General features: G+C 65.9%; 18 protein-coding genes. 7 read left to right on the plus strand and 11 right to left on the minus strand.

All coding sequences use genetic code 11. The features are described from left to right. Positions 1–78: 78 nt before the first annotated feature. Positions 79–1,908, minus strand: a complete 1,830-nt coding sequence (locus AC1DFE_RS07540) for an AfsR/SARP family transcriptional regulator (protein WP_476905277.1) — start codon at positions 1,906–1,908, stop codon at positions 79–81. Between the two features lie 118 nt (positions 1,909–2,026). Here AC1DFE_RS07540 and AC1DFE_RS07545 point away from each other — a divergent pair, with 118 nt between their 5' ends. Continuing rightward, a complete protein-coding gene (locus tag AC1DFE_RS07545; RefSeq protein WP_476905278.1) occupies positions 2,027–2,194 on the plus strand; it encodes a hypothetical protein in 168 nt (55 codons plus the stop codon). Between the two features lie 90 nt (positions 2,195–2,284). Here AC1DFE_RS07545 and AC1DFE_RS07550 read toward each other — a convergent pair whose 3' ends face one another. Then, positions 2,285–3,019 carry a FadR/GntR family transcriptional regulator gene (locus AC1DFE_RS07550; RefSeq protein ID WP_476905279.1) on the minus strand — a complete coding sequence of 245 codons (735 nt, stop codon included), beginning with the start codon at positions 3,017–3,019 and terminating at the stop codon, positions 2,285–2,287. A 189-nt stretch (positions 3,020–3,208) separates the two neighbouring features. Here AC1DFE_RS07550 and AC1DFE_RS07555 point away from each other — a divergent pair, with 189 nt between their 5' ends. From AC1DFE_RS07555 to AC1DFE_RS07565, 3 genes are all read left to right on the plus strand, one after another. Further along, positions 3,209–3,772, plus strand: coding sequence for a gluconokinase (locus AC1DFE_RS07555; RefSeq protein ID WP_476905280.1), 564 nt, complete (start codon positions 3,209–3,211; stop codon positions 3,770–3,772). A 122-nt stretch (positions 3,773–3,894) separates the two neighbouring features. Continuing rightward, entirely contained in the window at positions 3,895–5,298 is a 1,404-nt protein-coding gene (locus tag AC1DFE_RS07560) for a GntP family permease (protein WP_476905281.1), read from the plus strand. A gap of 124 nt (positions 5,299–5,422) precedes the next feature. Next, complete coding sequence (locus tag AC1DFE_RS07565) at positions 5,423–5,704, plus strand: hypothetical protein (RefSeq protein WP_476905282.1); 282 nt, start codon at positions 5,423–5,425, stop codon at positions 5,702–5,704. 85 nt (positions 5,705–5,789) lie between these two features. On the opposite strand, the gene AC1DFE_RS07570 is transcribed toward AC1DFE_RS07565, so the two are convergent. Next, positions 5,790–6,524, minus strand: coding sequence for a type 1 glutamine amidotransferase domain-containing protein (locus AC1DFE_RS07570; RefSeq protein WP_476905283.1), 735 nt, complete (start codon positions 6,522–6,524; stop codon positions 5,790–5,792). A gap of 59 nt (positions 6,525–6,583) precedes the next feature. Further along, complete coding sequence (locus tag AC1DFE_RS07575) at positions 6,584–7,900, minus strand: class I SAM-dependent methyltransferase (protein ID WP_476905284.1); 1,317 nt, start codon at positions 7,898–7,900, stop codon at positions 6,584–6,586. A 226-nt stretch (positions 7,901–8,126) separates the two neighbouring features. Between AC1DFE_RS07575 and AC1DFE_RS07580 the strand changes: the two genes are divergently transcribed. Continuing rightward, on the plus strand, positions 8,127–8,594 hold the full coding sequence (locus AC1DFE_RS07580) for a hypothetical protein (protein ID WP_476905285.1): 468 nt from the start codon (positions 8,127–8,129) through the stop codon (positions 8,592–8,594). 79 nt (positions 8,595–8,673) lie between these two features. On the opposite strand, the gene AC1DFE_RS07585 is transcribed toward AC1DFE_RS07580, so the two are convergent. Next, positions 8,674–9,159 (minus strand): hypothetical protein, encoded by a 486-nt coding sequence (locus AC1DFE_RS07585; protein ID WP_476905286.1) that lies wholly within the window; start codon positions 9,157–9,159, stop codon positions 8,674–8,676. Positions 9,160–9,535: 376 nt separating this feature from the next. Here AC1DFE_RS07585 and AC1DFE_RS07590 point away from each other — a divergent pair, with 376 nt between their 5' ends. Further along, entirely contained in the window at positions 9,536–11,413 is a 1,878-nt protein-coding gene (locus tag AC1DFE_RS07590; RefSeq protein ID WP_476905287.1) for an alkaline phosphatase D family protein, read from the plus strand. Between the two features lie 359 nt (positions 11,414–11,772). Here the strand turns inward: AC1DFE_RS07590 and AC1DFE_RS07595 are convergent, their stop codons facing one another. Next, positions 11,773–12,036, minus strand: coding sequence for a hypothetical protein (locus tag AC1DFE_RS07595; protein WP_476905288.1), 264 nt, complete (start codon positions 12,034–12,036; stop codon positions 11,773–11,775). A 273-nt stretch (positions 12,037–12,309) separates the two neighbouring features. Between AC1DFE_RS07595 and AC1DFE_RS07600 the strand changes: the two genes are divergently transcribed. Then, complete coding sequence (locus AC1DFE_RS07600; RefSeq protein ID WP_476905289.1) at positions 12,310–13,374, plus strand: exonuclease domain-containing protein; 1,065 nt, start codon at positions 12,310–12,312, stop codon at positions 13,372–13,374. A gap of 176 nt (positions 13,375–13,550) precedes the next feature. Here AC1DFE_RS07600 and AC1DFE_RS07605 read toward each other — a convergent pair whose 3' ends face one another. From AC1DFE_RS07605 to AC1DFE_RS07625, 5 genes are all read right to left on the minus strand, one after another. Beyond that, positions 13,551–13,913, minus strand: a complete 363-nt coding sequence (locus AC1DFE_RS07605; protein WP_476905290.1) for a hypothetical protein — start codon at positions 13,911–13,913, stop codon at positions 13,551–13,553. A 17-nt stretch (positions 13,914–13,930) separates the two neighbouring features. Further along, entirely contained in the window at positions 13,931–15,400 is a 1,470-nt protein-coding gene (locus tag AC1DFE_RS07610) for a multicopper oxidase domain-containing protein (protein WP_476905291.1), read from the minus strand. Next, a complete protein-coding gene (locus AC1DFE_RS07615; RefSeq protein ID WP_476905292.1) occupies positions 15,361–15,897 on the minus strand; it encodes a cupredoxin domain-containing protein in 537 nt (178 codons plus the stop codon). The genes AC1DFE_RS07610 and AC1DFE_RS07615 overlap by 40 nt, the downstream gene beginning before the upstream one ends. A 261-nt stretch (positions 15,898–16,158) precedes the next feature. Continuing rightward, positions 16,159–17,556, minus strand: a complete 1,398-nt coding sequence (locus AC1DFE_RS07620) for a GAF domain-containing serine/threonine-protein kinase (protein WP_476905293.1) — start codon at positions 17,554–17,556, stop codon at positions 16,159–16,161. A 141-nt stretch (positions 17,557–17,697) separates the two neighbouring features. Beyond that, complete coding sequence (locus tag AC1DFE_RS07625) at positions 17,698–17,955, minus strand: hypothetical protein (protein ID WP_476905294.1); 258 nt, start codon at positions 17,953–17,955, stop codon at positions 17,698–17,700. Positions 17,956–18,374: the final 419 nt, after the last annotated feature.

The following is an 18,374-nucleotide window of genomic DNA, read 5'->3' on the forward strand; positions in this document are numbered from 1 at the left end:
ATCACGGAGGCTCGGTTTCGGGAGGCTCGGTTTCGATGGGCTCAACCAGCGGACAGGCTCAACCAGCGGGCTTGGCTGTCAGAGCTGGCCGCGGGCCGCCAGGAACGCCGTCAGCGCTGGGCTGTCGATCTCTTTCGCCAGCCAGGGAACGGCCAGGGCTGCGGCCTGGTCGCCCAGCACGGCGCGGTGCGACTGCGCCCGCACCACGAACTCCCGCATGCCGCTCCGGCTCGCAAGCGCCCCCAGCCGATCCACCACTCCCGCTGCCCGCTCCGACCCTGCCGCGATGGCCACCTCCGCCGCAACGTCCAGCAGCCGGGCCGAATACCAGAGGTACCAGGGCTTGGGCTCCATCCCCCTGCCGACCCAGTGCTGTGCCGCGGCGAGGTCACCGTGCGCCAGGAAGAGGCGCGCTTCCGCCCCCGCCGCGAGAGCCATATAGCAATGGTCGCCGGCCAGATCCGCCATCACCCACGACCGGTCGATCATTTCGGCAGCAGCCTCGAGATCGCCGGCCGCGAGGTACGTTTCGCCGCGCACTCCGGCCACAAAGGGCTCGAACGCTGTCCAGTGTTCAGCGAGAATCCAATGCAGGGCGTGGTCGAGGGTCTCGGCTGCCGGTTCCAGCTCCCCGCGCAACAGCCAGACGCGGCCAAGGAGCGCGCTGCTGAACGCCAGCTGCCGTCGGTTCCGCACTTCCCGCGCCAGCCTAATGGATGCAGTCAAGGCATCCACGGCGTCCTCGTAGCGGGCGGTATCCGATGCCAGCATGCCCTGGATCGCCAGGACCCGTGCCCGCTCGTCGGGGAACCCGGCGGCTGCCGCGCTGGCCCGCTCCAGCCAGCCGGCCGCCCGGTCCGGGACGCCCCGCTGAACGGATAGGTACCCCAGCTCGCGGTAAGCGGCCGCGGCAGTGGAGGACCCGGCGTCGTACTTTTCCCCCGGCGCTTCGGCCGACGGCGCCTCAGCAGACAGCGCCCGGTGCAGGAAGTCCGCCACCTCCGCGCCCCGGCCGCCCGCCTGGTGGATCATCGCCCCGGCAAGATTGACCAGCGACTCGGCGAGGAGGTGCCGGTCAGGGGTGCGCTGGGCCAGGACGACGGCGAGCCGCAGCTGGTCCAGCCCCCGGTCCACGGCGCCGGCCGAGAGCGAGGCGCCGCCGGCGTCGAGATAGGACCGGACGGTGGCCACGGTGGCCGGGATCCCCGGGTCGGCCTCCGGAGCAGCGCCCGACAGGGCACGCCGGATTTCCGGCGGCAACGGCAGGCCCAGTTCGTCGCGGTAAAGGTTGGCGCACTTGGTCACGTGCTCGCGCGCATGCCGGTGCTCACCGATCGCCACCAGCGCCCGGACCAGCACCGCGTTGCAGTCGCTATGAAACGGGTCCCGCTGGAGCGCCCGTGATGCCAGCTCCGCCGCCTCCCGCGGATCGCCCGAAGCCAGGGCGGACACCGACGACTCGTACAGCAGGGACTGCGCGCAGTTCTCCAGCCGGTAGCGCTGGTCCGCCAGCCAGGAATCGAAAACCGGGCAATCGGCGAAGGACAAACCCTCCAGCAGTTGGCCATTCAGACTGTGCGGGTCGGGGCTGGGGACTGTCCCTGACCCGACCAGTTCGACGGCGTCGCAGCGCCAGGGCGGCTGGAGCGCGAGCCGCAGGGGATCGCCGTCGAGCATCACGCCGCTGAGCGTCCGGCGCAGCTCGGAGAGGTTCCAGCGCAGCGCACCGAGTGGATCCGCCGCGTCGGGGAACAGCAGCGTTGCCAGCCGTGACCGTCCGGTGCCGTCCGGCTGAAGCGCAAGGTAGGCCAGCACGGCCCAGGCCTTGCGGCCTCTGGGCTGCGGGGGAGTGCTGCCGGTGGACTCGATCGCCGGCGGACCGAGGAGCCGAATGATGCTTTCGGCCATACGCGCCATTTTAGCCCCGGCCATCCCCGGAGTCAGGGGCTTTCACACGCCTGCTCACACGGCGGGTTTGCACACTGAATTCATCCCATCCGCACACAACCACCGAGGCACAAACACCATGGCACTGCTCGTTATCCTGCTTCTCACCGGAGTCTGGGTTGTCACCGCCACCGTCCGATCCGTCCTCAGCGACGGCCGGGGACGCAACCCCAGCGTCCGCTCCACGGCGCCGTGGGAGGCCGGGGACCTGCCCAGCGTCCCCTACTCCAGTGCACGGTTCTGGTAGGGACCGCGTTCCACAGGCCCGACCGGCGGGAAACCGCTGGCCGGGCCTGCTGGGTTTAAGGTGGTCACGGTTTCGACAGGCTCAACCGGCCTAGTGCAGCCCCATCGCTTCGCGCACTTCGTTCAGGATATGGTGCATGGCGCTCTCCGCTGCCGTGGCGTCCCCGGCGGCAACCGCGGCCGCCGCTTCCTCATGGGCGTCCAGGGCCTCGGCCCGCGGCTTGAACGGCATGAGTCCCTGATGGGTTCGGCTGGTGAGAACCTCGGCCACCATCCCTTCGAGGGACGAGAACATCTCGTTGCCGCAGCACTTCAGCAGCAGCCGGTGGTAGGCGATGTCGGCCTCCAGGAACCCCTCGAGCTCTCCCGCCTCACCCAGCCGCCGCAGGTCCGCGGCCAAGGATACGAGCTGGCTGCGTTCCGCGGCACTGGCCCGGCGGGCGGCACCCGCCGCGGCAATAGGTTCGACGGCGATGCGGAGCTCCGTAAGGCTGGCGTACTGTTCGGCCCGGCGTTCAGACGCCAGACGCCACCGCACCAGCTTGGGATCATAGACGTTCCAGAGGTCCGGGCTCTGAACCACGATCCCCACCCGGCGGCGTGAGTAGACCAGATTCATCGATTCGAGGACCTTCATGGTGTCCCGCGCCACCGTCCGGGACACGCCGTACTCCTGCTGCAGGCCTTCCAGGGTCAGGCGGCTTCCCGGCGCGAGGGCGCCGGACGCGATAGCCACGCCCACAGCGTCAAGGACGCGCTCATGCATGGCGGGTGAGAACCCGCCGTCGTTCGCGTTATCCGCGCGGTCTTCTGTCGCCGTCGACATGATCCTGCCTTCCTCTGCGCTGAGCGCACCTCAAGCGTACCGGAAGATGAAGACAAAGGTATGACCTGTGACACGGAAAGATAGTATCTTTGGTGCTGATTGGTGATACCTTATCTCCAGCGCAGTTCGAGTCGGGCTGCAGATTGAGCTTCTTCCACAAGCCAAAGACGTCTTCTTCGGAGGTAAAACATGCAGTATCCAGCCACGCATCTGGTGGTGATGGGCGTTGCCGGTTCGGGCAAGTCCACGATTGCCGCGGCCCTGTCCAAGCACCTGGGGTGGGCATGCGCGGAGGCGGATGAATTCCACCCGCAGTCCAACATCGACAAGATGAGCCAAGGCATCCCGCTGCAGGACGGGGACCGCTGGCCCTGGCTGCAGCAGATCCAGAACTGGATGACCGCGCAGGCCCGCGCCGGCCACAGCACTGTGCTCACCTGCTCGGCGCTCAAGCAGAGCTACCGCAAGCTGCTGGCCGAAGCCGAAGGCCGCGTGCTCTTCATCCACCTGCACGGCGAGGCCGGCCTGCTCAGCCAGCGCATGCAGGGCCGCGAGGGGCACTTCATGCCGCCCACGCTCCTGCCCAGCCAGCTGGCCACCCTGGAACCGCTGTCCGCGGAGGAGTTGGAAGCCGGAAGCCTCCGCCTGGACATCACCCGCTCCCCGGAGGAACTCATCGGGGCCATCCTGGCCGCGCTGCAGCTCTCCGCGAACCACGAGCTCCCCACGAACCACGAGCTCCCCGCCAACTAGGAGCTCCCCCAACCCGGCGCCCTGCGCCGACTAGCTGCACCAACAAGCTGCACCACCCGGGTGCCGTGCCTATTGACGCGCGGTACCCACACCCCCCAAGAAATCTGCTTCAAAGGAGAACCATGACCATCGAAGGATGGACACAAACGCTGGGCGCAGGACCGCTGCTGCTCATCGCGGCGGTAGCGATCGGCGTCCTGCTGTTCCTGATCATCAGGCTGCGCATGCACGCGCTGCTTGCGCTGATCCTGGTCAGCCTCGCCACGGCCTTCGCCACCGGAATCCCCGCCAACCAGGTTGTCCCGGTGCTCATCAACGGCTTCGGGACAACCCTCGGAACCGTGGCGCTGCTCGTCGGCCTGGGCGCCATGCTCGGCCGGATCGTGGAAACCAGCGGCGGCGCGAAGGTGCTGGCCGACTACATGATCGGCATCTTCGGCGAGAAGCGTGCACCCTTCGCGCTGGGCGTGGCCTCGCTCATCTTCGGCTTTCCCATCTTCTTCGACGCCGGCCTAGTGGTCATGCTTCCGGTGGTCTTCGCCGTGGCCCACCGCCTGGGCGGGGGAGTGCTGCGGTACGGCCTCCCCGCCGCCGGCGCGTTCTCGGTGATGCACATCTACCTGCCCCCGCACCCGGGCCCGGTCTCGGCGTCGGCCTTCTTTGAAGCGAACATCGGCCTGGTGACCATCGCCGGCCTCCTCACCGCCATCCCCACCTGGTACCTCACCGCCTACCTGTACGGCCTGTGGACCGGCAAGAAGCTGCACCTCCCGGTTCCGGAACTCCTCGGCCACGCCACCCCCGCGGCGGAAGCCCATCCTCCGCGCTTCCGCACCATCATGGGTCTGCTGCTCCTGCCGCTGGTCTTCATCTTCATCAACACCGGCCTGAACACCGCGGCAGCCTCCGGCGCGCTGCCCGCATCCGCAAAGAACGAACAGTGGTTCCAGGTGCTGCGCACATTGGGCGAGACCCCGGTGGCGCTGCTCATCACGGTCTGCGTCGCCATGTTCGTCCTCGGCGCCCGTCGCGGGGTCCACAACGGCATCCTCGAGAACCTGCTCGAATCCTCCCTGGGCCCGGTCTGTTCGGTCATCCTCATCACCGGCGCCGGCGGCATGTTCGGCGGGGTGCTGCGGACCTCCGGCATCGGCGACGCGCTGGCCGACGTGCTGGGGCACATGGGCATCCCGCTCATCCTGGCCGGCTTCCTGATCGCATCCATCCTGCGCATCGCCCAGGGCTCCGCCACCGTGGCCCTCACCACCACCGCCGGCCTCATCGCCCCAGGTGTTGCTGCCGCCGGAATGAACGGCATGCAGGTGGCTGCCCTGGTCATCGCCGCGGCCGCCGGCTCAGTCGTTGCCTCGCACGTGAACGACGCCGGGTTCTGGATGGTGGGCCGCTTCTTCGGCATGGACGTCAAGACCACACTGAAGACCTGGACCGTCATGGAAACCCTCATCGGCGTGATGGGCTTCGGCGTCTCCGCGGCCATCTTCGCAGTGGCCGGGCTCGCAGGTTAGCTACATCTTTCTCAAGTACGACGGCGGGAGCCGGCAGATCTGCCGGCTCCCGCTGTCGTACTTATGTACGTTGATCCCTGAAAGTGCGGGAGACTGGAACTCCTCGAACAGAAGGCGGACCACCTTGATCAATCTGCAGCAGGATGCCGAAGGCTTCATCCGGATGAACCGGCATTTCCCGGAGAGCATCCGCGTCTCCGTCACCTTTTCCGACGGCACAGTGGAGGAGGTCTCCGGCCAGCGGCTCAACCAGGCCTACGACGAAGCCCTCGCCGAGTTCCGCGCACAGAACCACCTGGACGCGAAAGGATTCTCGCGATACCAGAAGAGCCGGACCAACCCCGGAAACACGGTCGACTTCGTGCGCGTCCAGCCCGGCATGGGGACTGAGCCTGCAGACCGCTGATCGAACCGGCAGCCGCTGATCGAGCTCGTCGAGGTCAAGGTGCCTGGTCTCGGCAGGCTCAACCGGCGGCGCGTCTCGGCAGGCTTTAACCGGCGGCTGCTTCGCCTGCCAATTCGGCGTCTTCGGCGAGGGCCTTGATGACTTCCTTGGCCACGTCCTCGCTGGATTGCGGGTTCTGGCCGCTGATCAGGTTGCCCTCCCGCACCACGTGGCTGGCCCAGTCCGGGCCGGTCTCCACGTTGGCGCCCTTCTCCTGCAGCGCCGTCTCCACAAACCACGGGGTGTTTTCCCCGGTGCCGGCGCCCAGTTCCTCCGAGTTGGCGAACACCGTCAGCTTGCGGCCCGTAAAGGCGAACGCGCCGTCTTCGGCTTGTGCGCTGAGCAGCCCAGCTGGCCCGTGGCAGAAGGGCGCGATGATCTTGCCGACGCCGTTGGCCTCCACGAGGATCCGGCCGAGGTCCTCGTCCTGGAAGAGATCCGCCATGGGCGCGTGGCCGCCCGGCAGGACGACGGCGTCGTACCCGGACATGTCGACGTCGGCCAGCACCAGCGGCGCGAACAGGTCGACGTCGATCATGTCCAGGTAGGTGCGGAAGTCTTCCGCCCGCTCCTCGCTGCCCACCGTCTCGGGCTGCAGGCTGAGCTTGTCCACGGTGGGCTTGACGCCGCCGGGAGTGGCGAAGTCCACCGAGTGTCCGGCCTGCTGCAGGGTCCGGTGCGCCACCACCAACTCCTCGGCCCAGAAACCGGTGGGGTGCTGGCTGCCATCCTTCATAGTCAGCGAATCGGCGGCCGAGACGACCATCAGAATGTTAGCCATTGTCCTTGCTCCTTATGTGGTTTTCTTGGTTTTAGACGTGCTCAACCAGCGCCGAGCGCTCAGCCGGCCCAGTTCCTCAGCCGCAGCGGCGGCTCCTCGCCGCCGGCCTTTTGCAGCAGCACCTGGTTCACGCCCGTCAGGCCGCCCTCGAAGCCGAGCGCGCTGGCTGCCATGTACAGCCGCCAAATGCGGGCGCGGCCGTCGGACGTCAGCCGGACGGCCTCGTCCCACTGCTCCTCGAGGTTCTTCACCCAGGCCCGCAGCGTCAGCGCGTAATGCTGGCGGAGGGCTTCGACGTCGAGCACTTCAAAGCCGCCGCCCTCCAGCGCCACCACCATCTCACCCAGGCTGAGCATCTCGCCGTCGGGGAAGACGTAGCGGGGGATGAACGAATCGGGATCGTCTTCGGTGGGCCCGGCGTTCCAGGAGATGGCGTGATTGAGGAGCCGGCCGCCGGGCCGCAGCAGGCCGTGCAGCTGCGAGACGTAGCGGCCCAGCTGTTCGCGGCCGACGTGCTCGGACATGCCGATGGAGCTGATCGCGTCATACGGCCCGTCATTTACGTCGCGGTAGTCCTGGACACGGATCTCCACGAGTTCCGTCAGCCCGGCTTCGGCCACCCGCTTGCGGGCAAGTTCGGCCTGCTCGGTGGACAGCGTGATGCCGATGACGCTCACCCCGTACCGCCCGGCCGCATGCAGCGCAAAGCTTCCCCAGCCGCAGCCCACGTCCAGCACCCGCATGCCCGGCGCCAGGCCGAGCTTCCGGCAGACCAGATCGAGTTTCTCCTCCTGGGCCGCGTCCAGGCCGGTGTTCTCATCGGACCAGACGGCACACGAGTAGACCAGCGACGGACCAAGGACCAGCCGGTAAAAGTCGTTGCCGACGTCGTAATGGTGTGAGATCGCGGCGGCGTCCCGCTTCTTGGAGTGCCGGCGGCCGTGCTTCTCCACCTTCGCCTCCTCCGGCGGGGGAGCCGGGTTGGGGCCCAGTGCTCCGAGCCGGATGCCGGTCTTTACCAGAGTCCACACTTCCCGGGGCGACAGCGGACGGAACGGACCGGGCTCGGCGAATTTCCCTGCGGAGCTGAGTGCGGCGAAGGCGGCGAAGATGTCGCCGTGTGCGCTTATTTCGCCAGCCACGTACGCGCGGCTCAGGCCCAACTGTCCCGGAGACCAAAGCATCCGGCGCAGTGCCCGGCGGGAGGCGAACTCGATGAGCGGCGCACCTTCTGGGCCTGCTTCCGAGCCGTCCCACGCGCGCAGCCGGATCGGTATCCGGTCAGTCCCCGACTCCCCGCTGCCCACCTGCCCGGTGCCGAGAACGATGGCCAATGCCTTGGCCAGTTTTGGTGCCGCTCCGGTCGTCTTTGCCATCCTTAGTCGCCTCTCGTCCGCTGCCGAATTCGACGGTCTGCGCCATTGCACTCCCGTGGGATTAACGTACACAAGCCTGCCTGCAGCGGACAGGGAGACAGACCTGTCTCGGTCGGTCCCTGGGCTGGCGCGGGCTGGCCGTCCCCGAACCTCTCCACTCTGGACCGGATTCCGGGGCGGTGGGATCCTGATCGGAACACCGTCGGAGAGGGAGGCTGATACCGCCATGGACGACTCGCCGGAGACGCGCCAGAGGCTGTCCGACCGCATCGAAGAAAAACAGTCGGCGCTCCGCTCCTACCTTGAACGGTTACGGCCGCGCCGGCACAAGCTCACGGAATTCAGCGTGGTCGGAAGTGTGCTGGCCGCCGTGCTCACAGCCGGTCCGGCGTTCGGGGGCACCGGGTTCACCGCGGCAGTCCAAGGCATGTTCGCACTGGACGACTCTTCCGTGGTGTGGCGAGTCCTTTGCCTGGGAGCGGTAATTCTGTCCGTCGGGGCCGGGCTCGCCACGAACTTCGCCAATTCCCAGGCTCTGGCCGAAAAGGTCACCGCAGCGGAGACGGCAATAGCGCAACTCGAAGGGCTGCAACTGTCCCTGGGCTTCGGCCACATAGCGATTGACGAAGCCGCGATGCTGTACAAGCAATACGTCTCCCACGTCCCGTTCGTGGAAGGGGTCCCGTCCCGCTGACCTGCTTTTCAGGAAACGTACGACGGCGGGTGGCTGGCAGGAGTGCCAGCCACCCGTTGTCACGATGCGCTAACAGCCTTTAGCGCGCTAGGACAGCACAGACGTCTGTGACTTGCCCGATACCGCTAAAAGGCTGGACTTCGGCGCCCGTGGACGTCAATTCAAAGCTGAAAGTGCCGACGAGAAGGAAGATGCCCTGCTTTTTGGACGTCTCATCGTTCAGGACGACGTTTCGACCGGTCAGTGTGGAAACAACATTACCGCTAGTCAATGTTTGGTTATGCGTTGCGCCCGTGATGACGTAGCTTACTGTCGCCCCGGTCAAATTGTTCGTGAACGTCACCTTTTGCCCAGGTGCTGGAACGATCGTGCTATTCCCGGGCAGGTCGATTTTTTCCTTTCCGGTGAGTACTAGGTGGATGGGAAATTCGCAGAACCCGGTTAAGTTTGGGAAGTCCCGGATGACCCCAGGCTTACCAGGAGGCAACGCGGGTGCAGCGGCCACAGGTCCAACATTGAGTACGGGGACAAACAAAAGGGCAATAAGAATTAGCAGCTTTTTCATGTCGAACTCCATTCAAGTGCGAAGCAAGCGCGCGCGGCAGAAGAAGGCCATAGCAGGCGCGCGAAGAAGTGCGGGGCATTGAATATTCGCAGAGGCAAGTATTCCTAAAGGCGGTTCCCGAAATGAGGCCCGCAAATGAGTTGCCACGGGAAAAGCGTCGCGTGTCTAGTTCCCACTCATTTACCCTTGCCCGAAAGTAAGGGTCAGCTCTCGACATATCTTCTTTGATTAATGCCTAGATGCAGGATATTAGACCCAACTTCTCGCGCTTGGGAAGATAATTTCATTGTTTGTCAAGGAATTCGATCTGATTGTCACCGGAGTGCTTTACCCGGTTCACCCCGCCGTCGCTGCCCCGTAACCCGGCCGAACAACCATGGGCCTCATGACTCCTCTCTCCCGCCGAAACGTCCTCAAAGGTGCCATCGCCGCTGCCGGTGCTGCCGCCGTCGCACCTTCGCTGGTTGTCCCCGCCCACGCCGCACGCCCCGCTGCCGTTCCCCTGGTCCGCAACCGCCTGACGCTTCCCTCCGGCATTTCCACCGGAGACGTCACCACCAGCTCTGGCGTCCTGTGGTCGCGGGCGTCGGGTGCCGGCCGGCTCGTGGCCAACCTGCTGGCCGTCGACGACGGAGGGTCCCCGCTCCGCGGCAGCCGCGCCTTCAGCAGGGTTCTGCGTGGCACCACTGCCAGCGACGCCACCGACTTCACCTCTAAGATCCACGCCCGCGACCTCCCGTCGGGAACCCGCTTCGCGCTCACGATGCGCTTCGAGGACCCGGACGGCAACGCGGGCGAAGCTGCCCGCGGCTCATTCAGCACCGCGCCGGGCTCGAAGGCCAGCAGCCCGTGGTCCCGCAGTGCTGGGACCAGGCGCGGCCAGAGCTTCGTCTGGACCGGTGACACCGCAGGCCAAGGCTGGGGCATCAACGAGGAGATCGGCGGCATGCGCGGATACGCGGCCATGCACGCCACCAAGCCGGACTTCTTCATCCACTCCGGCGACACCATCTACGCCGACGGCCCCATCGCCGCACAGGTCACCGAGCCCGGCGGTCAGATCTCGCACAACCTCGTCACCGAAGAGGTCTCCAAGGTGGCCGAAACCCTCAAGGAATTCCGCGGCCGGCACCGCTACAACATGATGGACAGGAACATCCGCGCTCTCTACGCCGAGGTCCCGGTCATCGCCCAGTGGGACGACCACGAAACCCACAACAACTGGTACCCCGGCCAGATCCTCACCGACGACAGGTACACCGAGCGCCGCGTGGACGTCCTCTCCGCCCGCGGCCGCCAGGCCTGGCAGGAATACCAGCCGATCGCCCAGCTCAGTGACGGCAGCACCGGGTTCGAGCCGGCCCGCGTCTACCGCAAGATCACCCGCGGGCCTCAGTTGGACGTCTTCTGCCTGGACATGCGCACCTTCAAGGACCCCAACACGGACGGCAAGGAAACCAACCTCACCCACATCCTCGGCCAGGAACAGGCCGACTGGCTCATCCGCGAAGTCAGCACGTCCAAAGCCACGTGGAAGGTCATTGCCAACGACCTCCCGCTCGGCATCATCGTCCCAGACGGCCCGGTGAATGAGGAATCCCTCTCCAACCGCGACGCCGGCGCCCCTTTGGGCAAGGAACTCGAGATCGCGCGCGTGCTGTCCGCGTTCAAGCGCAACCGGGTTAAAAACGTCGTGTGGCTCACCGCGGACGTGCACTACTGCGCCGCCCACCACTACTCGCCCGAGCGCGCCGCCTTCCAGGACTTCGATCCCTTCTGGGAGTTCGTCGGGGGACCCATCAACGCCGGAAGCTTCGGCCCCAACCAAATGGATGGCACCTTCGGCCCGGAAGTGGTCTTCTCCAAGGCCGGCGCATACGCCGGCGAATCCCCGCGCAGCGGCGAAAGCCAGTACTTCGGCCACGTTGACCTCGGCGAGGACGACGTCTTCTCCGTCACCCTCCGCAACGCCAACGGCACGGTGATCTTCCGCAAGGACCTGAACCCGAGCGCTGAGCCCGCTCCCCACCGGCACCCTGACCCCGCAAGCTCGGCCAGGGGAGGTAGCCACCGGGCCGGTCCGGTGGGACGATTCCACTATGAGCGAGAATTTTCTGGATCATGGGCCGCACCTGCACGCGCATGCGGCACCCACCACCCAGCAGATGCGCACCGTTGGCCAGCGCCGGCGGGACGCGGAAGAGAAGCTGGAACAGCATCTTCAGGAAGCCCGCCACAAGGATCCGCACGATGAGTCAGTCACGCAGGCCGGCATTCCGACGGCGGACGGTGCGGGCGTTGTTGGCTTCCAGAACGACGCAGGCCTGCCCGATGGGGAGAGCGTCGATCCGAACCCGGGGCGGTAGTCCCCACCGGCACCCTAACCTCGCAAGCTCGACCAGGGAACCCAGCCGGCGTGGGCCCACCCACCGGCACCCTAACCTCGCAGGCTCGGCCAGGGAACCCAGTCGGCGTAGGCCCACCCACCGGCACCCTAACCTCGCAGGCTCGGCCAGGGAACCCCAGCCGGCGTGGGCTCACGCTCGACCCAAGACGGCGGGTGGCCGGCAGACATTGCCGCCCACCCGCCGTCGGGCTTTCCTGAAAGCGCGCCTATTCGAAGTACTCGATGCGCGGTTCGCCCTGGACGCCGGCACGCTGCATGGCGTCCTTCAAATCCGGGCTGGCGAAGAACGCCTTTGCGGTGTCCACAGTGTCGAAATGGTGGATGACCAGAACGTTGTCCGGATCATCGGCCATCCGGTGGACCGACTGCTGGGTGACGCCGCCGTCTTTCTGCATATCGGCGACGGATTCGTAGACCTTACGCCATGCGTCGTAATCGGCCACACGGTGGAGGACAAGTGAAACGGCCATGATACTTCTCCTTTGAAGCGGGACATCGGCTTACACCTCAGGGCCAGCGGGCGGGGTCCTGTAGGCGGGGGCCCGGGGATTGGACCGCCCAAGGCCGTGGTACTCCGGCCCGGGCAGGCTGTCAACGGTTTTTCCATTGACCGAATGATGCACGTCACATTCACGCGGAGAACGTAATCCGGCATCTCGTCTGCAAGAATAGCGACGTCATGTGCGGGAGGTCACAAGCAAAGGCGCTTGAGGCCTCCCGTGCAATGCCCTGGGGAGGCAAGGATGTCAGAAATCAGTTTTACGGCCATCGACTTCGAAACGGCCAACAGCCACCGCGGCTCGGCGTGCGCCGTTGGCCTGGTGAAGGTCCGGGACGGGCGCATTGTGGACACGGCGTCGTGGCTCATCAAGCCGCCGCCCGGCATCGACGACTTTGATCCCATCAACGTGGAGCTCCACGGCATCGCGGAACAGGACGTCCAGAGCGCTGCCGATTGGGAAATGTCCCTCGAAGGCATCCTGCAGTTCGTCAACGAGGACTCGCTCGTGGCGTTCGACGCCGCCTACGACGTCTCCGTGATGCGCAAAGCCACGGAGCACCAGCACCTCGACCTGCCGGCCAAGGACTTCTACTGCGCACAGCACCTCGCCCAGGACCACCTGACCCTGCCGCGGCACCGCCTCAGCGACGTGCTGGAGGCCCTCGATCTTCCGCCCATTGAGCGGCACGAGCCCCGATCGCACGCGCTGGCCTCCGCCCAGATAGTGCTGGCCATCGCCGCTCAGCGGGGCTCCGCCACTTTGAGTGAACTCTGGGAAGGTCCGACGACGGCGGTCGGCAAGCGCCGCCGTGGCCGGCGGGCCCGCACCGACGCCGACCCGGAGGCTGAGACACCCGGCGCCGACGCCGAGGGCCTTGATGAGCCTGGGGGAACGGGGGAGCCCGACGCCACCTTCGCCGTGGTGGCGCCCGACGCCGGTCCGCACCTCTTTGCCGAAAGTGCCGGTACCGCTGAGACGGGCAGGGCTAACCTTCTGCAGCTGAGCGGGACCGATTTTGCACTCGGTGAAGACAACGGCAGCGAGCCAGACAGCACCGGCGGCCCGGGCCCTGAACACCACAGCACCCCGAAGCGAGCCTTCCGCACCGCAGCAGGCCTGGTGCTGTTCATGGTGGGTGTGGCGGCCGCCGTCGGACTCGCCCACCTCACCGGACTGACGGTCCGGTCCTTCGCCGCGGGCCGGACCGTCGCCGCTGCCACGGATGTCGCGGCCGGACTGGCAACAGCCTGGGCGGTCTGGGCAGCTGTCACGGGCGGGTGGCGCCGGCTCCGGCCCGGCAAGTAGCCCCGCAACCTCACGGGCCCGGTGGCTGCCGTGGGTTTCCTTTCGGCCTTCACCATCCACCGCGTCGGCGGCTGACTTTCACCGAGAGGGATGCCAAGGTGACCCCGACGACGGGCGGGCGGCGACGCTGCCGTCCCCCCGCCGTCGAGCTTTAGCGAACGGTCCCTGGGAACCGCTCAGGCGGCATTTACCGTAACCGTCCGGGTGGCGAGCACCTCCTGTGTGACCCAGTGCAGGAAGCTGATGCTAATGGTGTACTTCCCGGGAGCCGGCGGGCGCAGCAGGAAGTCGAACTTTTCCGCGGCGCCGGATTTGATGATGTTGGTCAGGAGCGGCTGGCCGGCCAGGGAAGGTGGCACCGCCGGGCCGGTGGGGCTCGGGGTGGTCCAGAACGGCCGGCCGTCGTGCGCGATCAGCTCCGCGATCTTGGCCGGCCTGCCCGCTGCGTCCGTGATCGTGGTGCGGGTGGGAAAGTAGTCCACGTTCAGCATGCGAACCAGCGTGGGGTATTTGCCGTTCCGGACCACGTTGGCCCGCATCTGCGAGACTGCCCAGACTATGTCGTCACCCTTCGGCCGGCCCGGGATGTTGCCGCCCAGGAGGAAAAGTGCTTCGGCTCGAAGCGGTTGAGCCCCGCATCCTCACCGTTGAGTCCCGCAGCATGGTTCAGTTCGTGCCACCTCGGGTCAGGGGAGTAGGGCGCAATGAGCGTCTCCGTGGCGATGTCATACAGCGGCCCCTCAACCGAATGACGGCGGGTACCGGCCGGCGCCGGTGCAGCGGAATTTGCTGGAGGGTCGACGACGATCGGTCCGAACATGCCCATCTGGACGTGGAGCGGCGTGTTGACGTGGCAGTGATAGAAGTAGGTTCCCGCACCCCCGCGGTTGGGGTTGCCGCGTTCGCCGACGTCGGGCCTCCACTGGTAGGTGTAGTGCCCCGTGACCTCGAAGGAGGTGTGGCCCACGCCGTCGTTCCGCGGGTCCGGTTCGATGCCGTGCCAGTGGATGATATGAACCCTCTTGCTGGGCTTGACTGTGCCCTGGAACATTTGGCCCTCCTGCAGCCGCACAGTCGTCCCGGGGATTTGGCGCCCGAATTTGTTGCCCTCGAAGCTCCACATTTCATGCTCGGAGCCGTCCGGGAACACGAATTTTCTGTTGAAGAAGTCCATCTCCAAGGAGACGTCAGCCTTCTGCGGGAACTCGGTCTTCGGACTGCCTTCGTGGGGCTGGTTGGAGGCGAAGTCGACCTGGCTGCGGAACGTGTGGTTCGGGTCTGCAGCCGTCGGGGGTGACCCTAGACTTGGGGCGGGCATCCCGGCCAGCACCCAGTCCGCCACCAGCCCTCCGGGGTACAGGCCGCCGCGCGCCGTCTGTGACGGTTCCGCGTGGCAGTGCATGGGGTAGGTCCAATCCTCGTTCCTGGCGTTCCACACAGGGTCGACCACGTCCGGTGGCCGCCGGACCGGCAGCATCGATTCCTTGCGTTCCAGCGGCTGCAGTTGGACCGTATCCTCCCACTGCTGGAGAACCACGTCCCCCTGCGGAGTAACCCTGCCGTGGGACCGGGGAAAGTCGATTCCATTGGCACGAACTGTCCATACATGGTTGCCGTGGTAATGCAGTTGATGGTCCACGATGCCGGCATTGAGCATTCGCATGAGATGGCCGGTGCGGATACCCCCGGCTGACGGGGAATCACTGAAGTTGCGCACATCGGTCTCCCGCGGATGCCCTGAGGGCAGTGTGTCCTCATGCCGCCTGTCGTTGAACTCCAAATCGGTGGTGACCGCCAGCGATTGGAAGCCCGAGTACCCGTTGATGGTGAAGTAGTTCGGCACCGCCGGCGTGGCGCGCGGGTCCACCGTCTTCCCGCTGGAGGCGATGCGGGCCCAGTTGGAGTCCACGTCATGGCACAACCACAGCCACTGGCGCTCGAATTCGGCTGCACCGGGCGCGAGCCGCCATGCGTTGCCGGGATCGATCACCACGAGGGCCCCGTAGAGACCCAGGGTCCGTTCCACGGGCTGGTTGCCCGGGTCAGTGAAGACGTAGGTTCGGGCAGCGGGGCGCGAAACTGAAGGAGCTTGGATTGTCCCGGCCCGACCGCGCCTGAGCCGACGTCAGCCCCGCCAGCTCCGGCACGGTGGAAACGCAGCTCGTGCGGCTGAGCAAGGTTGTTGTGCACCATGATCTGGATGGTGCTGCCCATTTCCGCGATCAGGGTCCGGTCCGGAAAGAAGCTGGCCCAGTGGCCGCGCCGGGCAAGGAACTCGCGGGGGAAGGCAGGGTCCGGACGCAGCGGCGCTGGCCTGCCATGCGGTGGGACCGGCGCGCCAAGGGGATAGGTGCGGCTGGCCACCACGCGGCCGTTCGCGGTGATCACCCGCGGGCTCATGGCCAGCGCGGGTTTGGGATCGTTCAGCGCGGTGCGCCGATCCCCGAAGCCCCGGTGGTAAACCAGTGATCCGTCCACCATGGGAACGAATCCGTCGTTGATGTGCATGTCTAGGACTGCCATTGTCGACCTCCTGGATGTCAGGGGGCCGGGTCTATATGTGAAACTCAGGTCCATGTCGCCCCCAATTGCGATAACAGACAGGGCTTCATGGTGGCGGCGGCAGCCTACGGAAAGCTTGCGGCACCTTCAGGGCCGGGGCATGTTCTGACATACGCCCGGTCGCGCACTGGTTGGCAACGCCACTAGTGGACCACGCCGGTTGGCGGCGCTTGGTAGCGCCCCTAATTGTCGACGTCGGAATCCCGGCGGTTTGGCGGCGCCTTAGCTAACGACCGGATCCCGGGGAGTGCTTGGCAAACCGGCGGAGGCCTCGAGACGCAGGTCAAGGTCGGCCATGACCATAGCGGCCAGGTCCCGCAGATTGGCGCTGTCCCCGGGGGTCATGGTGCGCGCTTCGAAGTCCAGGATGCACAAGGTGCCCAGGTTGTAGCCGTCCCGCGTCTTGAGGGGAGCGCCGGCGTAGAACTTCAGGCCGAACTCGCCCGCGACCAGCGGATTGAGCAGAGCCCGCGGGTCTTCCGGGGCGTTTTCCACCACCCACAGGTCGTCCTGAAGGATCGCTGACGCACACAGGCCGGGGTCCCGACTGATCTGCTCTACATCCAGGCCGTGGTGGGACTTGAACCAGATCCGGTCATGATCGACGATCGATACGATTGCCACCGGCACGGAGAAGAGCCTGGCCGCCAGCGCCGTGATCCTGTCGAAGGCGCCGTCCGGGGGAGTGTCGAGGATGCCGTACCTCTGAACGGCCTCCATCCGTGCGTCCTCATTGTCGGGAATGACGGAGGTGTCCACCTTGTGCTTTCCGCGGCTGCTCAGGGACAGTTCATACAGCGCCTGGCTTACCTCGCTGGTCGACGGCCTGTCCTCCGGATTCCGGGCCGTCATGGCGGCCAGAAGGAGCCGCCACTCAGGCTCGACGTCGTCAGGGATGTGGGGGTCGTCCATCAGGCGGGCGAGGGCGCTCTGCAGGGGGTCGCCCGGGAAGGCCTGCTGCCCGGTCAGGGCCTCAAGCAGCACCAGCCCCAGGGAGTACACGTCACTTGGCGGTCCCATGGGCTCGGCCTTCGCCTGCTCCGGGCTGAGGTAGCCCGCAGTACCAAGGAAGCCGCCGTCGTGCAGGTCCGGCGCGTCCGCCATGAGCGCGATGCCGAAATCCGTGAGCTTTGCATGCATCCGGGCGGTGTCGTGCTGGTAGTCGAACACCAGAATGTTTCCCGGCTTCACGTCCCGGTGAACGACGCCGCTTTCGTGGATGTAAGCGAGGGCATCGGCCACGTCGTAGCCGATCTCGGCCGTGTGGCGGGAAGACAAGGGGCCTTCGGTCAGGCGGCGCTTTAGGTCCGGGCCCTCGATCAGCTCCATCACGAGGTAAATGCGGGTGCGGCCGGGCTCCTCCCGATCCACGCCGGCGTCAAGGAGCGTGATCAGGCTGTGGTGGTTCAGGGCTGCGAGGACTTTGACTTCGGCGTCATCGTCCCGTGCTGTTTCATGAGCGGCGTTGCTTCTGTTGATGACCTTGAGGGCCACCTCGCGTTCGAGGGATTCGTCGACGGCGCGGTACACGTTGGCCATGGCGCCGGAACCAATCTGTTCCACCACCCGGTACCTTCCGCCGATGACTGCGCCTTCTTCAATGCCGGGTTGTACGGCCATTAGGTACCTTGATTTTCCCGCCCGGTCCACAGGACCGGCGATATTGGTGCGTTGAAGCGTTGTGACAGCAGTGTGCGCCAGATGCAGGGTTTTGGGTACACCGAAAGAGCCGATTCGCATCGGCTCTTTCGGTGTATAGGCCTAGATCAGGCTGGGGGCGCTCGCCAGGATGTAGTCGGCGGCTGCCGGGCCGGTCATGGCCAGCTCGCAGTTCTCCGGATCAATGCCGCGTTCCCTCAGGGCGGTAAACAGGGAGTGGGGGGCGGCCGGCCGCAACTTATGAATCAGGCACCAGCTGGTGTAGAGGCCATAGAGCTCGTCGGGCCCGAAAGCTGTGTCGGTTTCCCGCTCAGTAGTGAGCGCCTCGGCGATAAATTGGTCAAACTTGGTGGCATCCATTATTGGCTCCTTCAGGCATGCACATTGATCCGCCGTTTCTGCTTCAGCGATAACGGATCTCTGCCCATTGGGGCCAGTGATCTACCTGAAATTTATGCGAGACAGACTGTTCTGTCTAGTTGAGCCGGTCACACGCAGGCCAATCTCCGGAACCTCGCTACCGATGAGTATGTGTGGCCTCTTCCGGGCGGTTCTGGTGGCCTTGGGCTTTGACAAGGCACGCGTTGGTCCTGTCCTGATATCGCCCCTATATGTTGGTGGCGAGTGCGGCCTTCCGGTCGATTTGCGTGGGCCTTCGGGGGCGTGTAGAGTCTTTCGAGTCGCCGCCGCTGATGCGGAAAGATAGCGACCGACCCCCTTTCAAACGGCCTGGAAAATGGTGCACTGGTTAGTGTGCTGTGGACGGGCCGGGGGCCTTC

Source organism: Arthrobacter sp. 05T423 (assembly GCF_056396245.1).